Source organism: Paenibacillus sp. Paensp38, assembly GCF_059491915.1.
Map to the genome: position 1 here is coordinate 1,469,580 of NZ_CP168516.1, position 22,062 is coordinate 1,491,641.

The window sequence follows — 22,062 nt, forward strand, 5'->3', positions numbered from 1 at the left end:
AAACGGTTTGCGGCTTCATTGCCGTGGTTGACACACTTCATTGTGAGTCGACTTGGTATGATCACGTTGGAGTGATTTTAATTCAAATTATAAAAAAGGATCTATTGTATGTCAATATACATAACACAAATGCGAGAAAAAAATTAAATAAAAGGTGAAAATATAGTTTTCATGTATTGAATGTTGACATGACATTCACAATTCAGTAATCTTAGATACATATCGGCACAACGATGTGCCGACTTTTACGGCAACGGTGCCCTTTTCCATTGAATGGAGAAGGGCTTTTTCTGTCTTATTTTATTCTGAGAATGGGGCTGGTTTAACATGATGAAAAAACTGGTCGTCGTCGGCAATGGTATGGCAGGCATCAAATGTGTGGAGGAAATACTCAATTTGGAGCCAGAGCGGTTCCAAATCACGATATTTGGTGCAGAGCCCCGTCCCGGGTACAACCGAGTGCTCCTGTCCAAAATGCTTCAGGAGGAGAGCTCATTTAAACATATCGTTACCCATGACTGGGACTGGTATGAAGAGAACGGGGTAAAGCTGTACGCGGGTGAACGCGTCTGTCGTATTGATGTTGCAACCGGGATGGTGGAAACGGAATCCGGCATGAAAGAACCTTATGACATGCTCATATTGGCAACGGGCTCATTACCTTTCATTCCGCCCATTCCTGGAGTGCGAAAACAGGGAGTAATTGCTTTTCGTGATGTGAATGATTGTGAAACCATGGCTAGATATGCCAAAACATACCGCAGGGCCACGGTTATCGGAGGGGGGCTGTTAGGACTTGAAGCTGCTCAAGGCCTGCTGAATCTAGGGATGGAAACTGAGGTTGTTCATAATGCGCAGTATCTTATGAACCGTCAGCTTGACCGGACGGCAGCTGTGCTTCTGCAGCGAAAGTTGGAGGAACAGGGCATGAGGTTTCATTTGGCGAAGGAAACGGTCAACATCATAGGCCGAAACAGGGCGCAAGGCTTGATGTTTGCGGACGGGAACAGGCTGGACACGGATTTGGTTGTGCTGGCGGTTGGTATCCGACCGAATATCGAATTAGCTCAGGACAGCGGTCTGACCGTAAACCGCGCCATTGTCGTGGATGATTATATGCGCACGAGTATTCCTGGTATTTATGCCGTCGGCGAATGTGCTGAGCACCGTGGGATTTCATACGGACTGGTGGCGCCGCTATATGAGCAGGGCAAAGTGCTGGCAAAAGTTATTTGTGGTCGTGAAACGGCTCCCTATGAAGGGACGGTTCCGTATGCGCAGCTCAAGGTAGCGGGGATCCATGTGTTTTCCGCAGGAGACATTCGCGATGAGGGAAACGAGACAGCGGCCATGGAATATAACGGAATGCTGGAGGTTTATAAAAAAGTGATGATGCGCGGCGGCGCTGTCACTGGCGCCATTTTGTACGGAGATACGGCGGAAAGTACCTCGCTGCTCGGAATGGTACGGCGCGGGGCGTCCGCTACAGAGCTTGCATCCCGGGATAACAGCCGGAGCAAAGCAGAGGATGCGGCAGCCGCACTGCCGGAAGAAGAAACGGTATGTGCGTGCAACGGCGTGAGTAAGGGGGCTATTTTGCGAGCGATTGCCACGGATAAGCTGAAGACGGTGGAAGAGGTGAAGAGCCGGACCAAAGCGTCCGGTTCCTGTGGGGGATGTCGGCCGCTGGTGGCTGCACTGGTCAAAAATAGTTTGTCCCGATCCACAGATTCCGGACCTGTAGTTACTCCAACCGCCCAAGAAATTGTCCCTGTTTGTGGATGTACGCATTACGATCATGATTCGCTTAAAACAGCTATGGTGGACGCAATCTGTCAGACTCCAGGTGAAGTAGTATCCCGTCTCGGTTGGACTAGACAGCAGGGGTGTGAATTGTGTCGTCCGGCTGTACTTTATTACTTGGAATCTCTCGGGTTGCGCGACAGATCTGCGACAAATCCATTAGGGGCTGGCGTTGCGGTTCAGGTCACACCGCAGTACGGAGGAGAGGCGCCCTCTGCGGGTCTGCGCTTTACGAACCTAAATGCCGAGGATCGGTCTTTTGTTGAGTCGGATCTGATGGATCAGGCATTTGTAGAAGTAGCCTGGCTAAGAGAGCGGTTGGCAACTTTATGGGGAAGTCTCGCATTGCCAGCATTAGTTAGAGTTGCTATTTGTCCTGGATCGGCGTATCCCGGAGGTGTACTTGTCCACGATATTGGAATATCTCGTTCTCCAGCAGGCTGGGAGGTCTATGCGGGTGGCCAGGCAGAGCATCCGGTTCGCCAGGGGCACCTGCTTGGATTGGAGGAAGACCCGACAGAAGCGGTTCTGCTGACTGCAACTTGCTTGCAAATATACCGACATAGTGCCCGGTATGGGGAAAAAATGTGGGAGTGGATTGAAAGGACTGGTGTTCTGGCATTACGGGAAAGTGTGCTTGACGCTGCTCTTCGAAGTGGTCTAGCGGGTAGTCTGCGGACCACAATGCTGACAGGATGACGGGTTGAGTTGGAGTTATGGCGAATTATCTATCGTGCAGACGATAAAATTCCGAAAAATGGCGAAAGGAAGGTGGCTTTGATGTGTCAGTCGGGAGAAGGCAAACCGGAAGCTGGGCTACATGTACCGTCAGTAATGGATACGCAGTGCCCGTTTTGCAGCGTGCAATGTAAGATGACCGTTAGCACGGGTACAGAGACACTTGCGGGTATCATTCGTACAGTGTATAAGGCGGAAGGGAAGCATAATGCAGCCTCGCAGGGTAGGTTGTGCATCAAGGGAATGAATGCGCATCAGCATGCGACTCATGCGGAAAGGCTGGTACAGCCCCTCATTCGCAAAGAGGGCCAACTGGTTCCCGTCAAGTGGGAGGAGGCGTTGGATACTATAGCTAGCAGTTTCTCTACGCTACTGTCCACACAAGGTCCTGATGCAATCGGAATTTACGGTGGAGGTTCACTCTCCAATGAAACGGCTTATTTACTCGGCAAATTTGCAAGAGTGGCTGTAGGTACGCGATATATCGACTATAACGGGCGCTTCTGCATGTCGGCAGCGGCATCCGCTGGCAGTAAAGTGTTTGGCATTGATCGCGGACTGACCTGCAGGCTGGCTGATATTCCGTTGGCTCGTTGTATTGTGCTCGCAGGTACGAATATCGCTGAATGCCAGCCGACCTTAATGCCTTACTTTCACCAGGCGAAGGAAAACGGCGCCTTTGTCATCGTAATTGACCCGCGCGCGACACCAACGGCGGCCGCCGCTGATTTGCACCTGCAAATCAAGCCGGGTACGGATGCTGTGCTGGCCAATGCCATGCTAAAGGTCATCGTGGATGAGGGATTTGCGAATGAAGAGTTTATCCGCAAGCGGACCAACGGCTATGACCAGCTGTTGACTCATTTGAAGGGTGTGGATCTGAGAGAATCGGCTGCGTTGTGCGGAATTGAAGTAGAAATGATCCAGCAGGCAGCACGTGCCTTTGGCAGTGTGGAGACGGGCATCGTTTTTACGGCCAGGGGTGTTGAACAGCAGACAGATGGACATATGGCGGTGCGTGCATTTCTTAATCTGGTGCTGGCCACTGGCAAGATTGGAAGGGAAGGATGCGGTTATGGAGCTATCACAGGTCAGGGAAACGGGCAAGGGGGACGAGAGCACGGCCAAAAGGCTGACCAGCTTCCTGGTTACAGATCGATTGAGGATGAAGAAGATCGAGCCTATGTGGCGTCCGTATGGGGAGTGAAACCAAGCAGTTTGCCAGGAAAAGGGGTGTCCGCCTATGAAATGATGGAGCTTGTCCATCAGAAACAAATCCAAGCTTTGTTCGTGATGGGCTCTAATCCTATTGTATCTAACCCGAATGTCCGGCTGGTGGAGAAAGCCCTCAAAAAGCTGAATCTGCTGGTTGTGGCGGATATGTTTCTCACGGAAACCGCGCGAATGGCTGACGTTGTTTTGCCTGTGACATCTTATTTGGAGAATATGGGGACGATGACCAATCTGGAGGGCCGCGTTCTGCTACGGGAAGCGGCGAGGCCCGCACCAGGCGAGGCTAGAGATGACTGGAACATTTTGTGTCAGGTGGCTGCAAAGCTAAACAAGGGCGGCTATTTCTCGTACAGGGATGCCGAGCATATCTTTGAAGAACTGCGGCTCGCCAGCCGGGGCGGTCCTGCCGATTACTACGGGATCACATACGACAGGCTGCGTCGTGAAGAAGGAGTATATTGGCCATGCCCGTCTACGGACAGAGCCGGTATGGATACAATGTTTCGGGAAACCTTTGCCCATTCTGATCAAAAGGCTGTTTTTACGGTGGTTGAAAGCTGTGGAGCAGGAGAGGAGATATCAGAGGAGTACCCGCTTATTTTGACGAACGGCCGTGTACTGGCTCACTATTTGACCGGTGCACAAACGCGCAGAAGTCCGTCGCTGGCCGCGCGAGAGATTGAGAATTATGTGGAAATTCATCCGCGGACAGCGCGACGCTGGCACATCAGGGACGGGGAGTGGGTAGAAATAGCATCACAGCGCGGCAGCTTCACTGTCCGCAGCCGGATCAAACCACATATCCGCGAAGATACGCTCTTCGTGCCCATGCATTGGGGTGGGATACAAAATGTTAATCGGGCGACCCGCCCTGATCTTGATCCGTTCTGTCGGATGCCTGGCTTCAAAACGGCAGCTGTACGCATCCGTCCCCTTCATCTGGCTGCAGCCGCAACCAGTGCAGATAACGAGGAATGGTCGGAGTTCTAGAGCAGGACGGAGTAAGTGACTTTTTCTTTGCATAAAAGGCCAGCCCCCTTGTATGAGTGAGGGAGCTAGCCTTTTTGAGTTGGACAGTTTAGGGCTCGTAATCACAGACTGCGTGACGCCAGTAATTATAAATGCAATCGGGTTTCAGATCTGTCTGCTCCCGTTTTTATTTCTGTTCTGAGCATGGCTTCCCGCCAGTGACAATACAAACCCCAGGCGTGCCCATTTTCTAGCAGCGGTTTGCAGGTATACAAACCTTCCTCTATGGAGTCAACTCGCCCTGCAACGAACAGTCGGACCGCACTGTTGAGTAACACTTGATTCGAAAAGGCTAAAGAAGCTATGCCTTGTAGCACTTCCTCCGTAATGCGCAGTTGTTCAGCGGGGGTCCAGTTATGCTCTGGTACCACCGAATCCAGTCCGTACATTTCCGGATCAATAACCTGTAATGATACCTCGCCGTTAGCAAGCAGGTAAGTCCGGGTCGGCCGATCGATGAACAGATCCTCCGATCCTTCGCTCCCTTGGACGATCAGAGCTCTGTGGTAATTCAGATTTTGTATGAGTTTCGCCGTCTTTTCGAACACGGTATTGTGGAAAACGCCGAATACAATATATGGGGAAGAACCGTAATCAACCAGTTTCTCGGCAGTATTCAGCACTGTGCGAAGCCCCAGTTCTTCGCGAATGGGCCGCATATCTCGCAGGGGCACACACCACTGTTCGGAGGCTACGAACAGTACACCAGTCAGCTTCGCGGCATGAACGGCGATTTCACGCGTCATGTTCCGGGGCGTTACTCCCATTTCCTGCAATAAAAGCGGGAGCGTAACACCCCATTTGGGAGGGAGGGGTGCACTACCATGCATCGTTACAGGAATTCCGCATGAGGCGAGTAGAAAGGCCGTTGCGAAGGTGGCAATAAATGAAGACTTCCTGCCATCATACGGACCGGCGAAATCAATACCTTTATGCATCGGGTAGCGATGGGTATATTTACGGCAGACGTTTACGAATGCTTCCAGCTCGCCAACACTCTCCATTTTAATGCGCTCCGCGGCAAAGAAAGCTCCGATTTGAGCAGGGGTTGCTGACTGGGTCATAATAAGTTCGGCAGCAGCTTCGGCTTCGGCGTAATTCAGATCCCGGGCGCCCCTTTTGCCACGACCCACTTCTTTTAATATTTCAATGATATTCATGTTCAGGCCCCTTTCAGATTTATGCTTTTAGCATTTGCTGTGCTTTGACGATGGAAATTGCCACATCAACGATACGTTTGCGTTCGTTCATTGCTTTTCTCCGCAGCACATCATATGCTTCCGCTTCCGGGATACCGTTTACTTCTCCAAGTATTCCTTTCGCCATATCAATCCATTTGCGTTCTTCCAACCGAGCGGTCAGTTGCTTGCGTTCACTTTGCCAGTGCTGGCGTTCAAAAAAGCGTTTGGCACTAAAATGAAGAGCCCAATTCAGCTCATGGGCTGCCATAGAAGGGGTTAGAATGCCATCAACAGTGACATCAGCTTCACAAGCCTCTGTCGATGATAGCGCTGATTCTGCGCTGCACCACCAGAGCAACGGAACCGCTTTGGCTTGCTCCAGCCTGCCACCCCACATGCTAATCATGCCTACAGGGATGTTTAGTACCGCCGCATCTGCATTAAGGATTAGCTGTTTGATTTCAGATTCATTGCGGCAGGGCAGAGTTAGGTATCCGTTGGATTCTAAAAGGTGTTCAGGTCCTGCCTGCCATGAGGAAACGGCGTGTGTCTGCTCAGATACATGATCAGAATGTAAGTGAATTACCAACAAGGAACGCAAGCGGGCTCCTCCTCTCTGTAATATGAAGGGTAGTTAGCGATGGGGATGGTATTCATTGATAACAAATATGACATGTGATTTTATCCGTTTGCTTTATTTTTCCACCATCATCAAGTTGAAACGGACTTTTAAACCATTTTGGCGTGTTTTGGTCTGAAAATCAATCCTAATTTTGTAGGGGAGTGATATTTTATACGTCATAGACATGTTACATGGTGATAAAATATAATTTTTTATAAGTTTATGCGTTAGGAATGTTGACATATCATTTGAACCATTATATATTAGCTACAATACTTTTTAATTCCATACTCTGATGGATACAACGGCGTATTCGATGAAACGGCAATGGAGCCTGTTTTCTCATGTGGGGGGATATTTTGAATCCCCATATGTGAAGCGGGCTTTTTATGTTTTGAGGATACAAATGGAAGGGGAGTGACCTGATGAACAATATCCAAAAGTTAGTGTTGATCGGCAACGGAATGGCGGGGATACGCACTCTCGAACATTTGCTGAAGCTTGCACCAGGTAGCTATGAGATTACGGTATTCGGGGCCGAGCCCCATCCAAACTATAACCGGATCATGCTGTCTTCCGTTCTGGCGGGAGGGGCTGGTTTGCAGGATATTGTCATCAACGACTGGAGTTGGTATGAAGACAACAATATTCGATTGTATACCGATGATCCTGTCACAGCTATCGACACGGAAAAGCAGCAGGTGACATCACGCTCCGGCGTATGCATCTCTTATGATTTGTTGTTGTTGGCAACGGGGTCTAAAGCCTTTATTCTGCCGCTTCCAGGGGCCGACAAGGATGGTGTTATCGGTTTCCGGGATATTCGTGACTGTGAAACGATGATGGAGACGGCGAAGACGCACAAAAAAGCAGCCGTCATCGGTGGCGGATTGCTTGGACTAGAGGCAGCCAGGGGGCTGCTTAACTTGGGGATGGACGTCACAGTTATCCATATTAACGGATATATTATGGATCGGCAGCTGGATGAGGCTGCTTCCCTTATGCTACGGCGCGAGCTGGAAGAGCAAGGAATGACATTTCTGGTCAATAAGCGGACGGCGGCTATAACAGGACGTCGCCGCGTGGAAGGGTTGAAATTTGCCGATGGCAGCGAGTTGGAAGCGGATCTGATCGTTATGGCGGTAGGCATCAAACCAGACATTGAACTGGCGGTGTCGGCGGGAATCCCTGTAAACCGCGGGATCATCGTAAATGATCACATGGAAACGAATATCCCCGGCATCTACGCCGTTGGAGAATGTGCAGAACACCGGGGAATCACTTACGGGCTGGTTGCTCCATTATATGAGCAAGGTGGTGTACTGGCTCAGCGACTCGCGGGAATGGAGACTCCCGGCTACAGTGGTTCTGTTACCTCGACAAGGTTGAAGGTATCGGGTGTCGACGTGTTTTCAGCAGGGGATTACAAGGATGAACCGGGAACACGCTCCCTGCGGTATCAGGATGATATTGGTGGCGTCTACAAAAAAATCGTAATCAAGGAAGAAAAACTGATCGGAGCCGTTCTGTTTGGGGATACGTCTGACGGAGCCATGCTGTTTTCGTTGATCAAAAGTGGCGAGTCGGTGGTTGGCCGAGAGAAAGAGTTATTACTTGGCTTCAATCCCGGTCAACCAGAAGCTAGTGGCTCCATGATGCTGGAGCAGATGCCTGATGACGAAACTGTATGCGGATGTAATGGTGTATCCAAGGGTGACATTGGAGAGGCGGTTGCGGCTGGCTGCCGGAGTGTCGGGGAGATTAAGGCATGCACAAAAGCATCGGCATCATGTGGCGGCTGCAAGCCATTAGTGGAGGGACTCTTACAGCTATACGCAGGCGCAGAAGCCGGAGAAACGATGAAAGAGGGTATTTGTAGTTGTACGACGCTTGACCGGGAAGCGATCATTGATGGCATTCGGGAGATGGGATTAAAGAGTGTCAAAGAAGTGATGAATGTGCTGGGATGGAACGAACCGGAAGGTTGCACTAAATGTCGGCCGGCCCTCAATTATTATCTAGGTATGCTATGGCCAGTGGATTATGAAGATGAGAAGGAATCCAGATTTACGAATGAACGGTACCATGCCAATATACAAAAAGATGGCACCTATTCTGTCGTGCCCCGCATTTATGGAGGAGTTACTTCACCTGCCGACCTGAAGAAAATTGCTGCTGTCGCGGAGAAATACAATGTGCCTCTAGTTAAATTTACGGGTGGCCAACGTCTTGACCTGCTTGGTGTGAAAAAAGAGGACTTGCCAGGGATCTGGGCCGAGTTGGATATGCCGTCTGGATATGCCTATGGAAAGACGCTGCGAACGGTTAAGACGTGTGTAGGTAACACCTTTTGCCGCTTTGGCACGCAGGATGCTATGGGGATGGGCATCCGGTTGGAAAAGGCATTTGAACGTCTGAATGCTCCATCCAAAGTCAAACTGGCTGTGTCCGGTTGCCCGCGTAACTGCGCTGAAGCGACGATCAAGGATTTGGGCGTCGTTGCTATTGACGGTGGCTGGGGGATCTACGTTGGAGGTAACGGCGGTATCAAGGTCCGGGCAGCTGAACTACTTTGTACCGTTAAAACCGAGGATGAAGTGATGGAATGGACCGGTGCCTATCTGCAGTATTATCGTGAGCAGGCTAATTGGAACGAACGCACAGCCCATTGGTTGGAACGGGTCGGAGTGGAATCCATCAAACAGGCACTTTCGGATGCAGAGACGAGGAAGCAACTGGTGACCAGAATTGAAGAGACATTAAGCACGACGACTGATCCGTGGCACGAAATTATTCACAACGAAGAGCTGCGCAAAAATTTTGTGCAGCTGCCGGAACTTAAGCCAGTAATGGAATAGGGGGCTGACAAAATGGAGACCAATACGACAACCAACAAAATCAGAATAGCTAATTTGAACGAAATTGACCGACGTGGAGCAAGGACAGTTCGCATTCATGATACAGAAATAGCTGTATTCCGTCTGAGTGATGGCAGCGTGCATGCACTTGAGAATCGTTGTCCGCACAAAGGGGGACGGTTATCCGAAGGAATGATATGTGGCTCAGCAATCCATTGTCCGCTCCATGACTGGAAAGTTGACCTTTCCACTGGTCGGGTGCAAGAGCCAGATACTGGATGTGTGACTGCTTACCCGACGGAGATTGACGGTGAGAGCGGGGCGGTTTATATCGTAATCTAAGAGTTCTATGCGTATTGTGCTGAGGTCCTGCTTTTTTTCTTCTATATAAATAGAAGGATTAAGGTGAAAAGCTTTGCTGAAGTAAAAATGGAATTGTTAAAGTACAACGATCTGAGTATACAGAAAAGTCGACCCTATCTTTCCGGGCGGCTTTTTTATCTTATAAGTATCATTTTGATTAAAAAACAGGATAACTGGATTTATCCCTAGACAAACAAAAAAAGCCTTGAATATCAAGGCTTTTGACGAATAGGACGGATGGGGATCGAACCCATGACCCTTACCCTGTCAAGATAATGCTCTCCCGCTGAGCTACCGTCCTTCGGTTATTAGATAATATCATGTATTAACCATATATGTAAAGTGAAAAAATAGAAGTCAGCCTGTACTTCATGACCATTTATATATATAATTCGAATTTAGTGAGTTTACAAATTTGGAGTTAATGATAGGGGGAACAGGTGATGGCCGCAGAAATTATAAGTGTAACAACAGAGGAGCAGCTACAGGAGGCAATATCGATCCGTACCAAAGTGTTTGTCGATGAGCAAAAGGTTCCTCTCGATTTAGAAATTGACCATTATGACAAGCTGGGAGATACGGCCCATCATTTGCTAATTTGTGAACATGGTGAAATGGTGGCCACTGGTCGGTTGACATACTATGAGGAAGATACAGCTAAAATGCAACGTATTGCCGTTCTCAAGGAGCATCGTGCCGCAGGTTATGGACGTGTATTACTGCTAGCACTGGAGGAACGTGCACGTGAATTGGGGTTAAGATACTCGTTGCTAGATGCCCAATGTCAAGCCGAGAAGTTTTACGAAAAGCTTGGCTACGAGACGATCTCCGATGAACCTTTTGACGATGCGGGAATACCGCATGTTCGTATGCGCAAAAAGTTGTAGTCGGCAGCGCAAGGTGCATACAAATCTGTACAATGCGCATGCTAGTAAAAGTTCCTCCACTATATTATGGATAAGGAGCGATACAGCATGGCTAATACAGAACGGGAGCGAATTAAAGCAGTACGTAAAAACGGGGATGGCGACCTTACGTCTTTTCAGACATCTACCGGTCGAATTTTAGATTATAGCCAAGCTTTGAATGAGATTGAGACAGGCTCAATTGCAGGCGTTAACGTTTTCAAGGCCAAGGATGGCAGCAAACGAATTCGGGGAGATGCCGACGGAGATCCTTCTAATAACCTGGATCAACTGCCATTGTTCTGACCTTAACTCGCAACATTAGAATGCAAGTTCATCAATATATTCAAGAACTAGCAAGCCGCCTGGCTTTCCTACAAAGGATAGCCAGGCGGCTTTTTGTTAATTGTTAAGCTGTATTTAGCATGCTACTCTGCACGTTCCAACTCTGCAAGTTGATATAATCGTTGCTGTTCCAGAAAGGACATGACGCCAGCTTTATCCCTGAATTGTTCCATATCATCACTATAGTGCATCAAATGAATCCGCTCTTGAAGAGATGGCGCCAAGCTTAGCAGCTCGTTCAACGTCGTATGGACTTCTCCGGCACCTTGTAATTGAACCTCATGCAGAATACTCCGACATCCTCGTTCATGCACCAGATGATGAAGCAAATCAGGGTCAAAAACCATATCTGCACTATAAAAAAGTCGGTCATTTATGAATAAGGAATAACTGTTTTTACCAGGAATATGCCGTGTAGGGATCAGCTCCACCTGGATACCGGATACTAATGTAGTGGGCACACCAGGCGTTATTACGTTTACCTCGAATACATCTTCAAGCTTGTCAATCATACCCTGCTGTGACATCCCGCCCTTGAGTGTATGCTCCCATAAAGGGTGGATTAGGGGTTCGGCGATATAAAGTAGAGGCTTGCGACGATGGAGAATGTTCATTTGAAAACCGAATTCCTCCAAACCTCCGACATGATCTGCGTGAATATGTGTGATTAAAATGGCGTCAATATCAGGCAAAGGAACGCGCATTTGGTGTAATGCTAACGAAGCGGTTGTACCACAATCGATTAGCAGTTTGCCTTCTCCGCTGTCCAGCAGCGCGTTGTTGTTGTAATAATGTTTGGCAAAGGCACTGCCTGTGCCAAGCATTTGTATCGTTAGGCTCATAATGGATCTATCCTCCAGACTTTGTGTACTAGGACATTCTACAGTCGTATTTTACCACCTATGCTGCTGGAACTAAAGATTTGGCTCCTTCTGTAAAAACTTTGGACAATTTGTGAAACACAGCGCAACTTGTGCGGCTGAGCTAGGTATAAATGTACGACAGAAGGTTTTTAACAGATGACGATGGAGGGATTAGTAGTGATGAAATGGAGAAGAGTGATGGCCCTAATGATGGCCTTTTCAATAATGGGAGGGACCGCCATTTCGGCGGAATCCGCCAAGGACCAAGTGCAGTTGATTATTAATGGAGAGGTGTCAAAAGATGGTGCAGTTGTCATTGATGGGAAGACCTATGTGCCCATCCGTGATTTTAACGGACTTGTAAATTTTGATCCATCCGGTGGAAAAGTTGTTTTCGACCAGCCTAACGTGCATATGTTCCTGTTCAAGGGAGATACTGTGTTTGGTAACGTGAATAAAGGCAATAAAGTGAAATTTAATGTATTTAGTCAAATTGATACCTTGAAAACAGATATCTCCGGAGTGAAGGTAGCGATCACCGACCCTTCGGGCAACGTGAAGGATATTCAGTCCCAAGATATCAAAGGAGCACAAAAGGATAACTTCTGGTTCCGTACGAACGACTTTACGTATGATTTCAAAACAGCAGGGAATTACCGGGTTGGTTTCTACATTAAAGAGAGCAAAGATGGCAGCTATACCTTGGTGTCCGAAAAAGTCATTACAGCGATAAATTAGGCATACCACAAATTGACCTGCACCCTTGATCATGTTACGATACGGGGGAAAATAAAACAATTTGAAGGTAGGTATTTCCATGAGTGATCACAAACATGAACACGGTGAAGCCTGCAACCACGATCATGACCACGAACATGAAGAAATGGTTCTTACGCTAACTGATGAAAATGGTAAAGATGTAGAAATGGTGCTGGTAGAGACCTTTGATGTAGAAGATCACGTTTATGCTCTTCTGCTTGAGCGAGGCAATCCCGAAGCGGATGGCATTATTCTTCGTATGGAAGAAGAAAACGAAGAAATGGTGCTTTACAATATTGAGGACGAAGATGAGTGGAAACGTGTAGAAGCTGCATATAGTGAGCTTGTTGCCCAATACGAATAGAATTGGATGTAGTAGCTGTTATAGCTCTTTAAGAAAAAAAGCCCCCAAATGGAGGCTTTTTTTCTTGACTATCAACATATTTTGTAAGCATGTGTTGTCCGATCAATATTATGAAATAGCGTCAGTCTCGACGATAACCTTCACCTGATGTACTGTTCGGTCCTCGGGTCCTTTAACAGGCAGGCCTACTTCTACATGATCAACAATATAATCAATATTGTCCTGCGAAATAACTTCTCCTGGCAGTAAGATCGGAATACCCGGTGGATACACATAAATGAATTCTGCAATAATGCGACCAGCAGATTCCTTGAAGGGCACGATTTCCGTATCTCCATAAAAAGCGTCTCTTGGAATGAGGGAGAGCTGAGGGATATCTGGTATCTTTACAACCAGCTCATGCTCCTGACCTGTGGAATAGTGCAGAGAAGCCAGCTCACGCAGAGCTTTCAACAAAATTTCAATTTCCTCTTTGGTATCCCCAGGGGTCACCAAACAAAGAATATTGTACATATCGCTAAGTTCAACCTCGATATTATAGTGATCTCTCAGCCAATTTTCCACATCGTATCCGGTAAGGCCCAAATGGCGGATATGAACCGTAATTTTGGTTGGATCATAATCGTAGGTAGCTTCCGTGCCGAGAATTTCACTACCAAAGCAATATAGCCCTTCAATCTTGTTAACCTCTGAGCGGCAATATTCAGCCAAATCAAGGGCGCGTTGTGCTATTTCATGACCGTTAAGGGCCAGATTACGTCGGGATGTGTCTAACGAAGCCAACAGAATATACGAAGTCGACGTTGTTGTCAGCATACTGAAAATCGTTTGTACACGCTGCGGATTAACGAATCCGTTTTTCGTATTTACATTCAGGATTGAGCTTTGAGTCAAGGAACCACCCAGCTTGTGAACGCTTGTAGCTGACATGTCTGCTCCCGCCTCCATGGCGGACATCGGTAGATCAGAGTGAAAATGAATCAGTACTCCATGAGCCTCATCGACCAGGACCGGCACATTATAGCTGTGAGCGAGATCTACAATTTCCTTCAAATCGGCGCACACACCGTAATATGTCGGGTTGATAACAAGGACGCCCTTGGCGTCAGGGTGGCGTTCCAATGCCCGGCGTACGGACTTGGTTGTAACCCCGTGGTGAATACCGAGATTCTCATCACTGACTGGAGAAATGAATACCGGCTTCGCACCAGCGAAGATAATGGCAGACATTATAGATTTGTGTATGTTTCGGGGTACAATAATTTTATCACCAGGCATGCAAATCGACATAATCATGGTGATGATGGCTCCGCTTGTCCCCTGTACACTGTAATACGTATAATCAGCTCCGAAGGCCTCTGCTGCAAGCTTTTGAGCTTCTTCGATGACGCCTGAAGGCTGATGCAGATCGTCCAATGGAGCGATGTTGATCATATCTATGGAAAAGGCATTATCCCCCATAAATTCGCGAAATTCCGAATCTGCTCCCACTCCCTTTTTATGACCTGGGATGTGAAATTGAACCGGGTTGCTCTGAGCATGCTTTTTCAAAGCAGTAAAAAGCGGGGTGTTGCTTTGATTCATTAGTGTTGTCACAACCTTTCGTGCAGGATTTCGACAATCCTGTGCAAGTGATAATAGAACAAAATTGAGTATAGCAGTTTAAAGTAGGAATGCAAGCGATTGAGGGCGCATTTATTTGCGAAAGAGTGGAGTAGGCGGAGAACCCGGTCTTTATAGCCAAAAAATGAAGGTGGAGGATGTGGATTAGATGAGACAAATAGGACGAAAAAAAGCTCCGCAGCGGTTGTGGACTCCTTTTTTTACTAAATTATGGGTTTTGGTATTTCTGGTCGAATTTATGAAAGGATCTCTTCTGGTATCCATCCTGCCGGTATATATGGGAGAAACGCTTGGTTTGTCGGCTGGGGTTATTGGTTTGGCCTTTTCACTTCAGTATTTTGGAGACAACGCGTTTCGGGCACCGGCGGGCTGGATGGCTGAACGACTCGGCTACCGTGGAACGATGTCGACCGCGCTGTTGTTTACGCTTGTAGCGATTATTATGCTGAGCGTACTGACAGAGCCCGTGTGGCTCGTCGTCGCGTGTCTGCTGCTCGGTCTAGGTACTTCTCCGCTCTGGCCTTGTGTTATGACCGGAACGACTGAAATGTCCGGGCCTAATAACAGCAATGGCGCGGCGATGGGTACACTGGAAATTGCGTCTATGGGCGGAACAGGATTGGGCCCGCTCATTATGAACTTCGCCATATCCCACTATGGACATTCTTACGGCATGGTGTTCATGATGTTGATAGGATGCAGTATTGTGTTGTTGTTGGTTGCTCTCATGCTGCCAGGACCGAAAAGGTCTGCTGACAAAGTTGACCTCGAACAGAGCGCTCTAGTGTCGTCTGATGGGTACATAAAGCAGAAGCGGGGGACTCTAAGGGGAATCCAAGAGACGATCGGCGTACTCAAAACAAAGCTTAACGTCAATCCGTTAATTTACCCGGCGCTGTTTTTGCAGTCTTTTGTTATCGGTTTGATCAGCCCAGTACTTACGCTATACGCTCGGACGGACCTTGGGATTTCACCGAACCTGTACAGCGTGCTCCTGATTGCAGGCGGTGGGGTGACTGTGCTGGCACTGATCCCTTGCGGCAAATTGGTCGACCGACTTGGAACGGAGTATTTTCTACATGTTGGCTTTTTGTTAGCCGGAATTACGCTGTTTTTCTTCTCAATCGTTCGATCTATTCCGCTGGTGTTTGTATCCGTAGCGCTTATTGGTTTGGGATATGCGCTCATTTTGCCTGCATGGAACACGTTTCTTGCCCGACTGATTCCGGAAAACGAGCGAGCAACGGTATGGGGCTTTTTTTTAACACTTCAAGGCTCCGGCATGGTTATAGGCCCGCTCGTTTCAGGAGTGCTATGGGACCGTGCTGGACACACAGCTCCATTTATCATCAGTGGGGTCGTGATGCTGCTCATGTTTGGCTGCCACTTGGCTCTGGCGCGGAATCCACGCAGGAAGACTGTGGAGGCCTGAACAGCGCCTTGAAAAGCAGCGAGGGCTACTCTTTCGAGAAAGACATTCGGTACAGCGGCAGCAAATGCTCAAAGGTGGAACGCACCGTCTGCAGCAATGCTGCTCCGTCACTGGCGAGAGGGTCATTACGATCAATACGGAGCCCACACATGACCTCGGCTTTTTTTACCTGTTGCAGCTTTTGGATGATCGTTTGAAACTCTTCAGTGTCCATGTGCTGCTGTTCTGTACCTTCTGAAGCCATATGATCCATGGACCAGTAAAAATGGCCCGGTATGTTAGAGCGCACATCGCTCAGGTTGGCTTCAAGCGCCTGGGCAAACGTTATTTTATTGGGACTTTCATAAATGACTGCGAATATGACGAAAATATGGGAAGCAAACATACCTACCTCGAAATGGGGCAACGCCTTATACCCGCGTTTATTTGCCGCCCAGGCTACCCATGTATCTATCGGGGGATTGACTTTGCGTCGTGCATGCTTGGCAACGTGAACATGCATAGGCTCCCCACATAAATCTGTTAGAAACGGAGCTAATTCCTCGCCAATCGCTTCCAGCTTGGGCCGAACCTGCTGAATCAGTACTTCCATACGAGGCTCCAACCCCGGTATTTCAAAAACATCGAAGTCCTTTGCAGTAAATCCACTAAGTGTCATTCCTTTTCCTCCTGTAAATGGGTTAAGCCATTTCGAGTGGCGTAATATGTCCGATTATAGCATAATGTCAGCGGGCTTGACCGACTTTAGGCCAGGCTCGGTACAAGCATATAAGGCAAAAGTAGGATTGTGCGCTGTTACTCATAAAAATAGGTCAAATAACCAAGTACCCTTACATAAAATGAAGTATAAAATAGAGCAAGGGAAGATCAAGCGGGAAAGCCGCAGGCTTGCTGTAGCCGGACTTCTTGAATCGGACTTGAAAAAGGAGGGAATGCCGTGAACAAGGGCTGTGAGGTAGAATATTGCAATCTAGAGCTCCGGTTTAGCCGTCGGCATATCCATAATCTGATCAAGGATTTGATATCGGAAGGGTATTCGCTGTACTGGAGCGAGGATGAGTCGTATCTGGTTTTGTCGGTGAGAACCGGGCGCAAGCTGGTGAAGCTCCGTTTTCAACAATTGCGCACAGGACACTACAAGCTGGCTGGAGATTATGTAATTCGCGATGCCAAGCTGGCTGAGTGGCTGGAGAAGCTGATTGGAAGCACCCGGGGCCATGCCATTGTCAAAAGAGTCAAGGACCATCATATTTTAGTAGAAAATATTTTGTTTGGTGAGGTCATTCGTCTGGTCGAGGTTACAGGCTTTAAGCAGCGTGTTATTTATCAGAAGGGACCGGTGCTGTCAGCACAGGAAATGGAGGATATGTACGCTTCCAATGAAGGAGAAACCCGACTGCTGCTGCTTAAAATGGAAGTGGACGATGCATTGGAGAAGCTGTTCACAGCGATGACAGATGGAGATAAGGCTGAAATCGGGAATTGCCATGAGCGCCTGCAAACGCTATCCCACCAACTGCTGATGATGGAAGCGTAGTACATCTGAACACCTCATGTAAATGGGGTGTTTTCATCTGTGAATAGACAGGGGTTCACTTCTTACACCAAAAACGTTAAAATAGAAGTGCACGTATTCCGATTCACAAAAAGTGTAATGCGGTAAAGCGGCGATATAGAAGACAAAATATGTTGCAAAGGATGAGGAACCAGATGGCAAAACAGCAAATTGGTGTGATCGGCCTGGCGGTAATGGGTAAGAATTTAGCCCTTAATATTGAGAGCAGAGGCTTCACTGTCTCGGTTTTTAATCGTTCTCCAGAAAAAACGCACGATCTTATCAAAGAAGCAGAAGGTAAAAAACTGACGGGTACTTTCTCCATTGAAGAATTTGTGAACTCATTGGAATCGCCCCGTAAAATCCTGATCATGGTTCAAGCCGGTAAAGCTACAGATGCCACGATTGAACAGCTTGTGCCTCATCTGGACAAGGGCGACATTATTATAGACGGAGGCAATGCCTACTTCCCTGATACACAGCGCCGCAGCAAGGAGCTGGAGGAAAAAGGACTTCGCTTTATTGGTACAGGCGTGTCCGGTGGTGAAGAAGGTGCCTTGAATGGTCCTGCGATCATGCCGGGTGGACAAGAAAGTGCCTATAAACTGGTAGAGCCGATTCTAACGGCAATCTCTGCTAAAGTGGAAGGCGACCCATGCTGTACATATATCGGTCCCGACGGTGCTGGTCACTATGTAAAAATGGTGCACAACGGTATCGAGTACGGTGACATGCAATTGATCGGTGAAGCGTATCACCTGTTAAAATCAGTTCTAAACGTGAATGCAGAAGAGCTGCATGAAATCTTCACGGAATGGAATAAAGGGGAACTGGACAGCTACCTGATCGAAATTACAGCTGATATCTTCTCCCAGTATGATAAAGAAACAGGCAAGCCTATGGTAGATGTGATCTTGGATGCTGCAGGTCAAAAAGGTACAGGTAAATGGACAAGCCAAAGCGCTTTGGATCTGGGTGTGCCATTGTCCATGATTACTGAATCTGTATTTTCCCGCTTCTTGTCTGCTATGAAAGACGAGCGCATTGCGGCAAGCAAAGTGCTGAGCGGTCCTAATGCTGAGTCCTTCAGCGGCGACAAGAAAGAATTTATCGAAAGCGTACGTAAAGCACTGTTTGCAAGTAAAATTGTGTCCTATGCTCAAGGTTTTGCTCAAATGCGTGCAGCTTCCGATGAATATGATTGGGATTTGAAATACGGAAAAATCGCTATGATCTTCCGCGGCGGTTGCATTATCCGCTCGCAATTCCTGCAAAATATCAAGGATGCATATGACCGCGATCCTGCCTTGAAAAACCTGTTGTTGGATTCTTACTTCAAAAATGTAGTTGAAACGTATCAAGATGCATGGCGTCAAGTGATTTCCGTGGCTGTATCCCAAGGTATTCCAGTGCCTGGTTTCTCCAGCGCGCTTGCATACTATGACAGCTACCGCACTGAGCGTTTGCCAGCAAATCTGTTGCAAGCACAACGTGACTACTTCGGTGCCCATACGTTCAAACGTGTGGACAAAGAAGGCGTATTCCATCATCAATGGTTCTAATGAACGGATGGATATGCATGAATAGCATTATGTAGTACAACGGAAGCTTTTTTGCCCTATGGGTAGAAGAAGCTTCCGTTTTTTAATTTATAATTATGGATACGATTATGATGGCAGTAGAGGATTGTGTAATCTTTTGACGCTATGGTATGATAGGGACAAAATATTTTAATGCATTACCGCGTCTAAGCTTTGAGTTAAAACAAAAGAGACGGGAAGGTTCCCGTCTCTTTTGTGAAGTAGGTATTCTATTGCTCCTGTGACCATTGCAGCATGCCGCCAGTCATGTTAGTACAGCCTTCATAACCTAGCTGCTGTAGATATTCGCAGGCTCGTTCACTGCGATAACCGCTCCGGCAAATAAAGATAATTTCACCGGTGCGTTCAATTTCTTCAAGACGACCCGGAAGCTGTCCGAGCGGAATGTGCTTGGCACCTTCAATCATGCCTTCCGCTACTTCTTCCGCTTCGCGGACGTCAATTAGTTGCAATTGCTCTCCTGCTTGCAGACGTGCGCGCAACTCAGAAGGTTCAATCAGGGCGATTTGCGTCATGGCCGGACCTCTTTTCTGATATATAATGGGTGCTACGTATGTTTTTGGCGTGTGCAAAATGTCACACACACTCTATGTATGATAGCTAAGCTATCTCTTGGATGTCAATCGGCTTAATCTTGAAGGCGGGTATAGATTAATTAACCGACGGGATTCACTCGGGCGACCTAGATTAATATTTCTTATTTTTTTGGGTGGAGAAATGAATGCTACAACTTGTATAATTAACGTATAATAGGATGGTTGAACCGAAAAGGAGCATGTACATTATGGATGTTATCGTTAGACCTACCCCTTCCTTGCAAGGAGAGATTGGGGCCCTGTCCTCTAAAAACTACACTACTCGTTATCTGCTCACTGCGGCACTTGCTGAGGGACAAAGTACCATTTATTATCCTGCCCATAGTGAAGACAGTGATGCTATGCGTCGTTGTATCGCCGATCTGGGTGCAGTACTGGAAGAGGATGATGAAAAAATAGTTATTACAGGTTTTGGTAGCCATCCTCAAGCTGTGAAGGAATTGAATGTGGGAAATGCAGGAGCGGTGCTCCGTTTTTTGATGGGTATTGCATCTCTATGTCCGGATGTTACATTTGTTAATACATATCCCGACTCATTGGGCAAAAGACCACATGATGATCTAATCGATGCACTGGGGCAATTGGGTGTGAAAGTAGACCATCGTGAAGGTAAGTTGCCAATTCGTATTCAGGGTGGTCAGGCGAAAGGCGGTAAAATTCAGGTGTCCGGCTCGGTTAGCTCACAATATTTGAGCGCCCTGCTATTCCTTACGCCTTTACTGGAGGAAGACAGTGAAATCGAAGTGCTGCATGATTTGAAATCCAAGGTGGTCATTGGGCAGACTCTGGAGGTATTGCAAGAGGCTGGTATTATCATTCATGCAAGCGATGATTACATGTTTTTCCGTGTCCCGGGACGGCAATCCTATCAGCCACGTACGTATACGGTACAGGGAGACTATCCAGGGAGTGCAGCGGTGCTGGCGGCTGCTGCAGTAACGAATTCCGATGTTACCATCCATCGTCTTAAGGAGCAGAGCAAACAGGGAGAACGCGCTATCGTAGATGTGCTGCGCATGATGGAAGTACCACTGACACATGAGAACGATACCGTCGTTGTGAAGGGCAATGGTCGATTGAAAGCAGTCGAATTTGACGGTGATGCTGCAACAGACGCTGTGCTTGCAATGGTGGCTGCGGCTGTATTTGCTGAAGGCACGTCCCGTTTTTATAACGTGGAGAATTTACGGTATAAGGAGTGTGACCGCATTACCGATTATTTGAATGAGCTGACCAAGGCTGGAGCTCGGGTAGAAGAACGTCAAGCGGAAATTATCGTACATGGCAGACCGGAGGGTGTCGAAGGTGGCGTGGAAATTAACGCGCATTTTGATCACCGTGTTATTATGGCCTTGACGATTGTAGGTTTACGCGCACAGAAGTCGTTAGTGATCAAGGATGCACATCATGTTGCCAAATCGTATCCGCAGTATTTTGACCATCTAACGGCGCTTGGTGCTTCTGTAGAATGGGTAAAGTAAAAGCAAACGAAGATACGAATAGGAGGGAACAGAATGGCTTTTGAAAATCCGTCGAGAGAAGAGATTAAAACTATTTTGGAACAAGTAGGCAATATTGCGGTTGTTGGTTTGTCTGATAAATCGGACCGTACCTCATACATGGTTTCTTATGCCATGCAGAAACGGGGATATCGGATTATTCCGGTTAATCCTGCGGCGGCAGGGCAAACGATTCTTGGGGAGACTTGCTATGCCAGTCTTGCTGAAGTACCTGAGCCTGTGGAGCTGGTCAATGTATTCCGCCGCAGTGAATACTGTGCAGAGGTTGCGCGTGAAGCAGCTGCTATTGGAGCTAAGGTTTTGTGGCTTCAACAGGGAATTATAAGCCAGGAAGCCGCTGACATTGCGCAGGAGCATGGAATGACGGTTATTATGGATCGTTGCATTAAGGTGGAGGACTCAGTGACCCAGGCTGTGCGTAAAGGATAAACATGGATCAGTAATCTGTGCTATACGCAGATGAATAAAAACCTTCTTCCCTTGCTTCACAGGGTTGAAGGTTTTTGGTGCGAAATGAGGAATATGGTACAGTATATTATCCTCTCGGGAATCCATATAATGTATGTATGCCTTGTTGATGAAATGGATCTAAACGGATTCATAGTGTTATCTTGTGATGATAAAGCTTTGGACCTGTAGTAGCGTAGATAAATATTTTTGCAGGATGGAATC

The 22,062-nt window shown here is 47.6% G+C and carries 19 protein-coding genes and 1 tRNA gene; 13 read left to right on the forward strand and 7 right to left on the reverse strand.

Annotation, left to right across the window (positions count from 1 at the left end):
• Positions 1-327 precede the first annotated feature (327 nt).
• Complete coding sequence (gene nirB / locus ACEN8J_RS06660) at positions 328-2,502, forward strand: nitrite reductase large subunit NirB (RefSeq protein ID WP_495594365.1); 2,175 nt, start codon at positions 328-330, stop codon at positions 2,500-2,502.
• An 81-nt stretch (positions 2,503-2,583) separates the two neighbouring features.
• The gene (gene nasC / locus ACEN8J_RS06665; protein ID WP_342426132.1) at positions 2,584-4,764 is read left to right on the forward strand and encodes an assimilatory nitrate reductase catalytic subunit NasC; all 2,181 of its coding nucleotides are present in this window, start codon (positions 2,584-2,586) and stop codon (positions 4,762-4,764) included.
• Positions 4,765-4,889: 125 nt separating this feature from the next.
• Here the strand turns inward: nasC and ACEN8J_RS06670 are convergent, their stop codons facing one another.
• Both ACEN8J_RS06670 and ACEN8J_RS06675 read right to left on the reverse strand, forming a co-directional pair.
• Complete coding sequence (locus ACEN8J_RS06670) at positions 4,890-5,963, reverse strand: anthranilate phosphoribosyltransferase (protein ID WP_029517670.1); 1,074 nt, start codon at positions 5,961-5,963, stop codon at positions 4,890-4,892.
• A 19-nt stretch (positions 5,964-5,982) separates the two neighbouring features.
• Positions 5,983-6,585: an ANTAR domain-containing response regulator gene (locus ACEN8J_RS06675; RefSeq protein ID WP_069010568.1), complete on the reverse strand. Its 603-nt coding sequence runs from the start codon at positions 6,583-6,585 to the stop codon at positions 5,983-5,985.
• 446 nt (positions 6,586-7,031) lie between these two features.
• On the opposite strand from ACEN8J_RS06675, the gene nirB (ACEN8J_RS06680) reads away from it, so the two are divergent.
• Positions 7,032-9,464, forward strand: a complete 2,433-nt coding sequence (nirB, locus tag ACEN8J_RS06680; RefSeq protein ID WP_495594366.1) for a nitrite reductase large subunit NirB — start codon at positions 7,032-7,034, stop codon at positions 9,462-9,464.
• 12 nt (positions 9,465-9,476) lie between these two features.
• Positions 9,477-9,806 carry a nitrite reductase small subunit NirD gene (gene nirD / locus ACEN8J_RS06685; protein ID WP_322251747.1) on the forward strand — a complete coding sequence of 110 codons (330 nt, stop codon included), beginning with the start codon at positions 9,477-9,479 and terminating at the stop codon, positions 9,804-9,806.
• Between the two features lie 250 nt (positions 9,807-10,056).
• Here nirD and ACEN8J_RS06690 read toward each other — a convergent pair.
• Positions 10,057-10,128: transfer RNA gene (locus ACEN8J_RS06690), tRNA-Val, on the reverse strand.
• A 142-nt stretch (positions 10,129-10,270) separates the two neighbouring features.
• Here ACEN8J_RS06690 and ACEN8J_RS06695 point away from each other — a divergent pair.
• Positions 10,271-10,714 carry a GNAT family N-acetyltransferase gene (locus ACEN8J_RS06695; protein ID WP_029517666.1) on the forward strand — a complete coding sequence of 148 codons (444 nt, stop codon included), beginning with the start codon at positions 10,271-10,273 and terminating at the stop codon, positions 10,712-10,714.
• 87 nt (positions 10,715-10,801) lie between these two features.
• Positions 10,802-11,038: a DUF3892 domain-containing protein gene (locus ACEN8J_RS06700; RefSeq protein WP_495594367.1), complete on the forward strand. Its 237-nt coding sequence runs from the start codon at positions 10,802-10,804 to the stop codon at positions 11,036-11,038.
• 122 nt (positions 11,039-11,160) lie between these two features.
• Here ACEN8J_RS06700 and ACEN8J_RS06705 read toward each other — a convergent pair whose 3' ends face one another.
• Positions 11,161-11,919 (reverse strand): MBL fold metallo-hydrolase, encoded by a 759-nt coding sequence (locus tag ACEN8J_RS06705; RefSeq protein WP_039270813.1) that lies wholly within the window; start codon positions 11,917-11,919, stop codon positions 11,161-11,163.
• Positions 11,920-12,120: 201 nt separating this feature from the next.
• Here ACEN8J_RS06705 and ACEN8J_RS06710 point away from each other — a divergent pair, with 201 nt between their 5' ends.
• Entirely contained in the window at positions 12,121-12,678 is a 558-nt protein-coding gene (locus tag ACEN8J_RS06710) for a hypothetical protein (RefSeq protein ID WP_013310940.1), read from the forward strand.
• A 79-nt stretch (positions 12,679-12,757) separates the two neighbouring features.
• Positions 12,758-13,063 (forward strand): DUF1292 domain-containing protein, encoded by a 306-nt coding sequence (locus ACEN8J_RS06715; RefSeq protein WP_007431055.1) that lies wholly within the window; start codon positions 12,758-12,760, stop codon positions 13,061-13,063.
• A gap of 108 nt (positions 13,064-13,171) precedes the next feature.
• On the opposite strand, the gene ACEN8J_RS06720 is transcribed toward ACEN8J_RS06715, so the two are convergent.
• Positions 13,172-14,647, reverse strand: a complete 1,476-nt coding sequence (locus tag ACEN8J_RS06720) for an aminotransferase class I/II-fold pyridoxal phosphate-dependent enzyme (protein WP_029517663.1) — start codon at positions 14,645-14,647, stop codon at positions 13,172-13,174.
• A 187-nt stretch (positions 14,648-14,834) separates the two neighbouring features.
• Here ACEN8J_RS06720 and ACEN8J_RS06725 point away from each other — a divergent pair, with 187 nt between their 5' ends.
• Positions 14,835-16,118 carry an MFS transporter gene (locus ACEN8J_RS06725; protein WP_340932581.1) on the forward strand — a complete coding sequence of 428 codons (1,284 nt, stop codon included), beginning with the start codon at positions 14,835-14,837 and terminating at the stop codon, positions 16,116-16,118.
• Positions 16,119-16,143: 25 nt separating this feature from the next.
• Here ACEN8J_RS06725 and ACEN8J_RS06730 read toward each other — a convergent pair whose 3' ends face one another.
• Positions 16,144-16,776 (reverse strand): DUF1054 domain-containing protein, encoded by a 633-nt coding sequence (locus ACEN8J_RS06730; protein WP_495594368.1) that lies wholly within the window; start codon positions 16,774-16,776, stop codon positions 16,144-16,146.
• A 279-nt stretch (positions 16,777-17,055) separates the two neighbouring features.
• On the opposite strand from ACEN8J_RS06730, the gene ACEN8J_RS06735 reads away from it, so the two are divergent.
• Positions 17,056-17,655 carry a YkzI domain-containing protein gene (locus ACEN8J_RS06735; protein WP_039270817.1) on the forward strand — a complete coding sequence of 200 codons (600 nt, stop codon included), beginning with the start codon at positions 17,056-17,058 and terminating at the stop codon, positions 17,653-17,655.
• Positions 17,656-17,828: 173 nt separating this feature from the next.
• Positions 17,829-19,235, forward strand: coding sequence for an NADP-dependent phosphogluconate dehydrogenase (gene gnd / locus ACEN8J_RS06740; RefSeq protein WP_307346611.1), 1,407 nt, complete (start codon positions 17,829-17,831; stop codon positions 19,233-19,235).
• Positions 19,236-19,483: 248 nt separating this feature from the next.
• Here the strand turns inward: gnd and ACEN8J_RS06745 are convergent, their stop codons facing one another.
• Positions 19,484-19,789 (reverse strand): rhodanese-like domain-containing protein, encoded by a 306-nt coding sequence (locus ACEN8J_RS06745; RefSeq protein ID WP_010345522.1) that lies wholly within the window; start codon positions 19,787-19,789, stop codon positions 19,484-19,486.
• Between the two features lie 269 nt (positions 19,790-20,058).
• On the opposite strand from ACEN8J_RS06745, the gene aroA reads away from it, so the two are divergent.
• Both aroA and ACEN8J_RS06755 read left to right on the forward strand, forming a co-directional pair.
• Positions 20,059-21,351, forward strand: coding sequence for a 3-phosphoshikimate 1-carboxyvinyltransferase (gene aroA / locus ACEN8J_RS06750; protein WP_495594369.1), 1,293 nt, complete (start codon positions 20,059-20,061; stop codon positions 21,349-21,351).
• Between the two features lie 33 nt (positions 21,352-21,384).
• Positions 21,385-21,819, forward strand: coding sequence for a CoA-binding protein (locus ACEN8J_RS06755; protein WP_029517656.1), 435 nt, complete (start codon positions 21,385-21,387; stop codon positions 21,817-21,819).
• Positions 21,820-22,062: the final 243 nt, after the last annotated feature.